The following is an 8,300-nucleotide window of genomic DNA, read 5'->3' as shown; positions in this document are numbered from 1 at the left end:
GGTATGCGAAGACAAGCCGCCGAGCGCACAGCCATTAACGCCCCCATGCAAGGCACCGCCGCCGATATTATTAAAATAGCCATGTTAAAAGTACATGACTGGCTACATTCAACCAAGCAGCCCGCAAAAATGATAATGCAGGTCCACGATGAGCTTGTGTTCGAGGTGAAAGAAGAAGCCGTAAATACTTTTATGGCTGAGGTCTGCGATTTGATGGGGCAAGCAATGACACTCGACGTGCCTTTATTGGTAGAAGCTGGTGTTGGCGATAATTGGGACGAGGCACATTAAAAAATAGCCAAGCGAGAACTTTCTGTACCGTTCTGGCTTGGCTATTTTTAGAGCTTCTCGAAAGCGACTGACATTCTATCGCTAAAACATCCAGCGCTAGCCTTCTACAGCAACTTCATAAGAAGTGAACTTACGAATATTAATCACACCATTTTCAAAAATTAAGTATTGGCCCTTTATTCCGATCAATACATCACTGAGTACAGGTTCTTTATCAAAGTTATACGACTTTACTTTTTTAGGGAATTCTGTGATGGGGTAATGTATTTCTTGAATCGACTCATCTAACGCCTCAATGGCATCATCACCGTGTTCTGCTGTGATCTCGGCAAGGCTTTGTGCGACTAATGGAATTAACTCCTCGGCTTTTAGCTTCAAATCTACATTTTCGGCATTGCCTTTCAGCATGGCCTGCCAATGTGTTTTGTCTGCGACTAATTTTGCTAATGCGATTTCTACAAGCCCTGAAATATGACGTGATTTCACCCTAAAAATTGGCAAGCCTTGTGTGGCGCCCTGATCTATCCAGCGTGTAGGCAGTTGTGTATGTCGCGTAATGCCCACCTTAATACCCGAGGTATTCGACAAATAGACATAATGCGGAACAAAACAGTTTTGTTCGCCCCACTGCGGCTCGCGGCAAGTACCTTGTGCATAGTGACACGTTTCCGGTTTCATAATGCACATATCGCAACTAGCAAGCTTTGCCATACAGACATAACAGTGCCCTTGCGCGTAACTTTTTTTGGTTTTTTTACTGCAGTTACTACAGTAAATATTGCCGGTATGCGTCAGCGTTAATTGCTGACCTATACGTGAATTAAGCGCTATGCGCTGATCCCCAAGGGGTAGTTCATATTGCACCTGATCATTCTCATCCAGGCTTACGTGCATTTTTTGTAGTGTACCTTGTGTCATCTTATCGCCATCTATGCTGTTGAAAAATAGCGCCTTATACCTATAAGCATAAACATAAGCCGCTATCAAAAAGCTAAAACGAGGATTTTAACACACTGTAATAATTAGTTTAATCTGAGACTAACTGCATCCACGTTACACTAGGCGCGAGGGGCCTGTAGGAAGCTTACAATTAAGCATGGCACCGGCATTGGGTTAGTCTTTTTAGGGGAATGCATTGAGGTAATGAGTGAAATATTATTCTCTCGGCCCTTCGGGTGTAACAATGTATTTCTCTTTAGCCTGTTGATACCATTCAATGCTAAACCATAATTTTCCATCTTCAAGGGGCATAGCGTTTTGAAGCGACGGCCTATCAATATTCAACACTTTTCTATTTTCTATATTGAGTTCCGAAATTTTTGTATGGAATGCCTCAAAAAATAGACGATCCAAGCGGCCATCATTTACAATCACACTAAGGCCTTTCTTAAGTGCCGCTTTCAACGTTTCATTCTGCTTATTAACAAAAAAATAATAGGCCGAGGGGTATTGTAAAATCAATTTATTTTCTATAATTAAACCGTCTGCATAATTTTTTTTCTCTTCCATAATCTCAACAATGGATCTAGGAAAAACATCTGCCCGCCCCATATCAACCATTTTAAATAAACCTAACCAATTGGACGAGCCCTCGACTCTTAAATTACTATTCTTTAAGATATCGATATCAGCCCAATCATGCCCCTGAATGAATGCAAATTTTTGTAAGTCCTCAACACGACTAACCTTATCGAATTTATGCTGCATCCCATTTTTGATAAAGAATACTCGCCACCCAATCACGCCTTTGTACAATGGAATTTTTATAGCGTCGGCTTCCGCCTCGCGCCCTGCTGTTGTATTAAGCCAATGTACGTCATAGGATTTATTCTTCAATAATAGAACACTTCTATTTTCGCTATAACTAGGATACTTAACGCCTTGAAGCTCATACTCAAAGCCTGATTCAGACAGTGCCATTTCCAATAACTTAACAAAATAGGTGTCTCTTTCCGAATAATAGGGGTCCTGGACGGCAGGATAACGGACATTAAGAACTTCAGACGCTGACATATTCTCTGAGAGCATTAAAAACAAGAAACCAATAACTGTTAGATATACATACACACTCATAATTAAACCAGACTAGAAATTATGTTAATTGTAGAAATACGCACTATCATTAAACCAGTGATAGTGACTGCCTTTATAGCAGTGCCTTATTAAAGCCAATCAAGTTATACAACAACGTTATAACTGACTGAAGTGTAGTGTAGTAATGATTATATTCAATTCGCCTATATTCAAAATTGCATCAGCGAAAAGCTCACTTGCTCGGAACTTATTGCGTGTAACTCTTACCTTTTACTTAAGCCTAGCGTTTCTACTAACGCTAGGCCAATTAATATTGGAATATAAAAACGAGAAAAATAGACTCAGTGACGAGATTGAAAACGTAGCATTAACCTTCAGCCCAATTATTTCGAAGGCACTTTGGAATGTCGATGAAGATCAAACACTGGCATCCCTCCAGGGGATGTTAAAGATCAATAAAGACATTAAAAAAATAGAGCTTATGGATGCAAGTCACATCCTACTGCATAGTCAGTTTCAACGTACCCAAAGTGAAAATGCTATTTTCACCAATAATGATTCAATACTCGCACAAGTTATTTTTGATGAATACGACTATTCCTACAGTATCACCTATTCAAGTGAATACACTCAAGAAAAAATCATTGGGCATATTGTTCTAAAAAGTAATTCACTGGTGGTCCTCAACCGTGCAGCGCATACCTTTCTGATTACAATCATTAGCGCTATCTTTAAAACCCTAATACTCAGCACTATTTTCTATTTCATTATTCAAAAAATGGTTGGTAAGCCATTACGAAAAATAACCCATAAAATGCGTGATTTTGACACTCAAAACCATCAACCCTACATAGCCGATGAAGAGCTACTTACTCGTGAGGACGAGTTAGGGGTAATGGTAAAAACTTTTAGCGCTATGACCAACGCCCTAATAATTAAAGATAACGATCTCAATGAATACTCACAAAGCCTTGAGAAAAAAGTTCAGCAGCGCACGTATCAGTTAGAAAAAGCCTCGCAAGCCAAAAGTGAATTTTTTGCTGCCATGAGCCACGAAATAAGAACACCCTTGAATGGCGTACTAGGATTAGTCAATATTCTCGGGGAAACACCACTATCCCGGGATCAACTGCGATATATTGAGTATATTAAAAAATCAGGCGACTCATTAATACACATTATTAACAATGTTCTGGACAATTTAAAAATAGAATCAAATAAAATAGAAATTGAGAAAATTGAATTTGATCTTGAATCAATCTTCAATGAAAGTATTGCCTTATTCTTATATGTGTCGAAGACGTCTAGCATTAACATCATCACCATCTACTCACCAGAGTGCCCGCAGATTGTTACTGGTGACCCGACTCGAATTCGCCAAGTTATCATAAATTTATTAGGTAACGCCTTTAAATTCACGCAGCAAGGCAACATTACTTTACACGCACAGTGTGACGAAGAACTGCCGGAAACCATTGTCATTTCCATTAGCGATACTGGTATTGGCATAAAAGAAGCTTTATTCGAACGACTATTTTCACCCTATGATCAAGCCGATAGCTCTACAACCAGACTTTATGGCGGTACTGGCTTAGGCTTGAGTATTTGTAAACAACTTGTAGAATTAATGGGCGGAGTTATTGGCGTTGAAAGTGAGATTGATAAAGGCTCTACGTTTTGGTTTAAAATCCCTCTTACTTCTACACCCAGTAATAGGTCGCAAAGAAGACTTAAGAATGCTCAGACAATATCAAAGCCTGCTTCATTGTTTATTGAAAGTAAGGATTATCAACAGCATATTGAGAACCTACTGTCCTACCACAATATATCTTCACGCTGCCTTTCTCAGTTCGAGCATCTGTTGAGTGAAATTGATAAAATTGAAGATACAGATAATATTTTTATTATCCACTGTAGTCATGAAAAAACACGAAAATTATTAGCCGCTATTAATAGCAACAACAGAACACCATTGAACTTCAAAATCATTCTACTCAATCATGTTACAACAATACCGGCTGAGCTAGAAAGCCTTGATGATTGCGTAGCCTTATTACCATCACCTTTCAGTAACAGCAAAATTATCGAAACTATTGTCAATACTGCGCATGGCAGTTCCGCCCTAAAAAGTAAAACAGGGCTTAAAAATACCTACCCAGATTTCTGCTCGCTAAACGTTATTGTCGCAGAAGATAATCCAGTTAATCGAATGGTCATTCAAGGCTACTTAAAGAAATACAATATTATTCCAACCATGGTAGAAACAGGCCAGGAAGTGATTGATGTGTGCTTGCACAATCCACAAGCCTTTGATTTAATTTTAATGGATGGCGAAATGCCAGAAATGAGTGGCTGGGATGCAACTCGAGAAATACGTACGCACAATGTGACACGACCCAACAACTTACCAATCGTTATTGTTGCTCTAAGCGCGCACGCAATGGAAAGCCATAAAAATATGGCTGAAGACATAGGCATGGATGGATTCCTAAACAAACCCTTGGATCAGGTCGCACTCGAAAAAATACTCATTAGCGCCTTTGAATCGCGCTAACGGTGCAAAGTATCTAGGGTACTTAGGGCCCCTAGATACCTAACTTATTCCGCACAAAAACAATCTGTAAAATTATTCGACGCTCGGCTATAGATCAAGCAGCCTTAGGGAGTTTGAGAGGTGAACCGGCCTGCCGTATAGACCCAGGTACTAACTAACCGCCACTAGCACGCGATGCTGTTGATATTGGCTAAACTCAAAACACGATCACGACACTTATTCATTTGCGGCATTAACCCCTTAATGACCCCCCTCACCATGGCATTTTTAGACACGGCAGCAGTAACCTCCATCATATTAAGGGTAATATCTTCGACTTCGCTAAGCTGCTTTATCAATGTTTGGTCGTGGTCATTATTTGCCGCATCCTGCATCTCTACATACCGATGGTGTAATTTACTGCCAAAGGTATGGCCTTCTTCGGCAACGCCTGTTTGCATAATTAGGTACGGTTGCAAGTAGGCTTTTGCTAAAACATGAGTCTCACCCATTTCCTTAAACGCCTGGCGATAGTTTTCGTGCTCGGCCTTTTGGGCGGCTACACGATAAAACTCAATGCTATCGTTCAGAGTTTGGACTAAGGATTTTAGGGGAGCTGCAGAGGTACTGTTCATAATATTGTTCTCTTTTAAAATACACCTCCTTCTGGGAGGTGGTCTTTGTGGGTGGCGGATATGCCAATACAGAAAACGTGATGCACATCACATACCAAAAGAGACCCAGGTCACGATATGGCGTTATATTAAGCGGTTTTGGCGGGCTGATCCTTGCTAATACCCTTATGCATACGTTCACGGCACAGCACATACGGCCCAACACATAAAACTGTAAGATAATTCGACACTAAATTGCTGTGATAAAGAAAATGATATGTGGCGGAACTAAACCTCTCTCACTGGCTCATACCTAGTACGCGCCCCTTCAGCGCCATCCCAATGGGTAAAAGCTTAATAGATTGTGTACTTCCCGTATGACCCCAAGAATTGCCCCGCCAAGTGCGGGGATTTTTTTGTCTGTTACTTTTGTAATATGGCTGCTAAAAATATTGAACCTGTTACAAGCTGTTACAACTTTCTTTATCTACTTTGCTAAACTCTGCGCCAAAACTTGAAGACCTTGCAGGCCTAGCTCTCCGATGGGTGTATTTCGATAGGTTCTGCATTAAACAATTGGATGTATTATTTCTAGGAAGCCCTACCATGCCATCTTCATCCCGTAAAATATTCACTACGGCGCTATGTTTTACAGCCTCGACTCTACTCGCAACAACAAGCTCTGCTGAAGAGGCGCTACAAGCAACTGTTGTAGAAGAAACGATCGTATTAGGTGAGCGCAAAGGCGATTTCACTATCATCACGGAGAATGCACAAAAGTTAGTCGATGTGCCGGGAGCGCTGGGTGATCCGCTTTCTGCCGTTTTTAGCTTACCCGGCGTTGTGCCTGGCGGCGATAGTGGCGAGCCCGCCGTGCGGGGGTCCTCACCAGCGGATAATCTATACTTGGTGGATTTTTTACCCGCGGGTTATGTATTTCATGCCTTTTCATCGTCCATTTTTAGCGAATATATTCTGCAAGATTTTCAAATGTATTCAGCGGGGTTTGGGCCAACCTACAACAATGTTACGGGAGCGGTTTTCGATATAACTCTCCGTGATCCGAAGCAGCAGCGGCTTGGAGCCACCATCGATTTATCGTTATTGCGCTCGGGTATTTTTGTCGAAGGCGGTGTTACAGAAAATTCTGCCTTTTACTTATCGGCCCGTAAAAGTTTGATTCACTTAGTGGTAAAAGAGCAATCAAAAGAAGACGCCGAAAAGGAAGGTGAAGGCATTCGTGTGATTGAAGCGCCACAAGACGAAGATTATCAATTCAAATATGTTTGGGATATTAGCGATCAGCATCAGCTGGCCTTTTCGGCCAATGGGGCAACAGATTACGTTGAGGCAGAATTAACACGACAGGCCGACTTTGTTGCCGCTAATCCAGACTTTGCCGGTAATGCCGAAGTCAGACAAGATTATGATGGCCAACATATAACCTACAAATACTTGGGCGATACGATTACAGAAGCGAAACTGGCTATCGGTCGAACAAATACGGGCAGCCAAGTTTATTGGGGAGAAAATTACCATAGTTTTTTTGATCGAGAGCATTCAACGATAAAAGGCGAATTGGATTATGCCTTAACAGAGGCCCATACCTTAACCGTTGGAGCCCAGTTAACCGATGGTAACTATACGCTTGATCTGGAGGGCGTTTTATTACTATGCACTGAAGACAAACAAGACCAGTGTAGTTCTGCCGAGCGGCGGCGTATTTCAGAAATTGAAAGTCTAGAGATTAAAGAAAGCACTTATTATATTAATGATTCTTGGTTGATTACAGATCGTGTGCGGCTAGATGTTGGAATGCAGTCGTACCACAATGATTTAACCGATGAGACCCTTGCGCTACCGCGCCTTGCTCTGGGCTATCAAGCGAGCAGCACCTTAGAAATAAACACTCGATACGGCCATTACGCAAGGCTTCCCGAAATAGAGCTCGCGTTTCCTTCTGTGGGCAATCCAAACTTACCGACTGCAAAATCAAGACATAGCGTGCTGGGGTTCACTAAAAAACACAATGACGGCTGGAGCTGGAATTTAGAGCTTTACCACAAAACATTATCTGACCTTGCTATCGCAGACACCAATGGTGAATCCGGTGAATATTATATTAACGCACTAGAAGGTGAAGCTAGCGGCATTGATGTATTGATTAATAAAGACATGACCGACAAATGGTACGGATGGTTAGCTTTAAGCTACGGCAAAAGCGAGCGCACCAATACGCTAACGCAAGACACACGTGATTACTATTTAGACACCCCTTGGCTTGCCACATGGGTCGTTAATTACGAATTCAGAGAGAATATGGAAATAGGCTGGCGCTGGAGTGCCCGTAGCGGTCAAGCGTTTACACCCATTATTGGATTAGAAGAACGTGAGGATGACACTATAATACCGGTTTATGATGAGCCTTTTTCGGATCGGCTCCCCACCTATAGCCGCTTAGATGTCCGCTACAAATGGGATTTCCAGATTGGACGATTCCCATCAGCATTGATTGTAGATGTTATAAACGTACTGAATCAGGAAAATATTGAAAGCCGTAATTTAGACTACGATCAAATTGAAGATGAAAATAGCCCAGTCGTTACCGAAGATACTGCCGGCCTAGGTATTTTACCGACAATAGGCTTTCGGATGAGCTTTTAGTCGTGAACACAACGGCTTTAGGGGCGAGGTAATAATAGTTTATCCAATTAAGCGAAGAGGGCCTGCAGGGAAGCAGGTTATTAGAATAACGCAGGAGCGGTTATCGAAGCGGCTTTCTTATCGAGGCGCTTAAAGGGGCGCATGCCGGGGCCTATAGGACATAG

General features: G+C 41.7%; 6 protein-coding genes. 3 read left to right on the top strand and 3 right to left on the bottom strand.

Annotated elements, in window-relative coordinates; translation table 11 throughout:
- On the top strand, window positions 1-291 hold a 291-nt coding region (locus AC3A8L_RS17545), incomplete at its 5' end, for a DNA polymerase (RefSeq protein WP_487963574.1).
- A 96-nt stretch (window positions 292-387) separates the two neighbouring features.
- On the opposite strand, the gene AC3A8L_RS17540 is transcribed toward AC3A8L_RS17545, so the two are convergent.
- A complete protein-coding gene (locus AC3A8L_RS17540) occupies window positions 388-1,209 on the bottom strand; it encodes a DUF2797 domain-containing protein (RefSeq protein ID WP_487963573.1) in 822 nt (273 codons plus the stop codon).
- 237 nt (window positions 1,210-1,446) lie between these two features.
- Window positions 1,447-2,364 (bottom strand): hypothetical protein, encoded by a 918-nt coding sequence (locus AC3A8L_RS17535; RefSeq protein WP_487963572.1) that lies wholly within the window; start codon window positions 2,362-2,364, stop codon window positions 1,447-1,449.
- A 145-nt stretch (window positions 2,365-2,509) separates the two neighbouring features.
- On the opposite strand from AC3A8L_RS17535, the gene AC3A8L_RS17530 reads away from it, so the two are divergent.
- The gene (locus tag AC3A8L_RS17530; RefSeq protein ID WP_487963571.1) at window positions 2,510-4,879 is read left to right on the top strand and encodes an ATP-binding protein; all 2,370 of its coding nucleotides are present in this window, start codon (window positions 2,510-2,512) and stop codon (window positions 4,877-4,879) included.
- A 164-nt stretch (window positions 4,880-5,043) separates the two neighbouring features.
- Here AC3A8L_RS17530 and AC3A8L_RS17525 read toward each other — a convergent pair whose 3' ends face one another.
- A complete protein-coding gene (locus tag AC3A8L_RS17525) occupies window positions 5,044-5,493 on the bottom strand; it encodes a PA2169 family four-helix-bundle protein (protein ID WP_487963570.1) in 450 nt (149 codons plus the stop codon).
- A gap of 585 nt (window positions 5,494-6,078) precedes the next feature.
- Between AC3A8L_RS17525 and AC3A8L_RS17520 the strand changes: the two genes are divergently transcribed.
- Window positions 6,079-8,136 (top strand): TonB-dependent receptor plug domain-containing protein, encoded by a 2,058-nt coding sequence (locus AC3A8L_RS17520; protein WP_487963569.1) that lies wholly within the window; start codon window positions 6,079-6,081, stop codon window positions 8,134-8,136.
- Window positions 8,137-8,300 lie beyond the last annotated feature (164 nt).

The sequence above is a fragment of the Marinagarivorans sp. genome (genome assembly GCF_982758155.1).
This window is presented reverse-complemented; position numbering and strand designations above follow the sequence as displayed.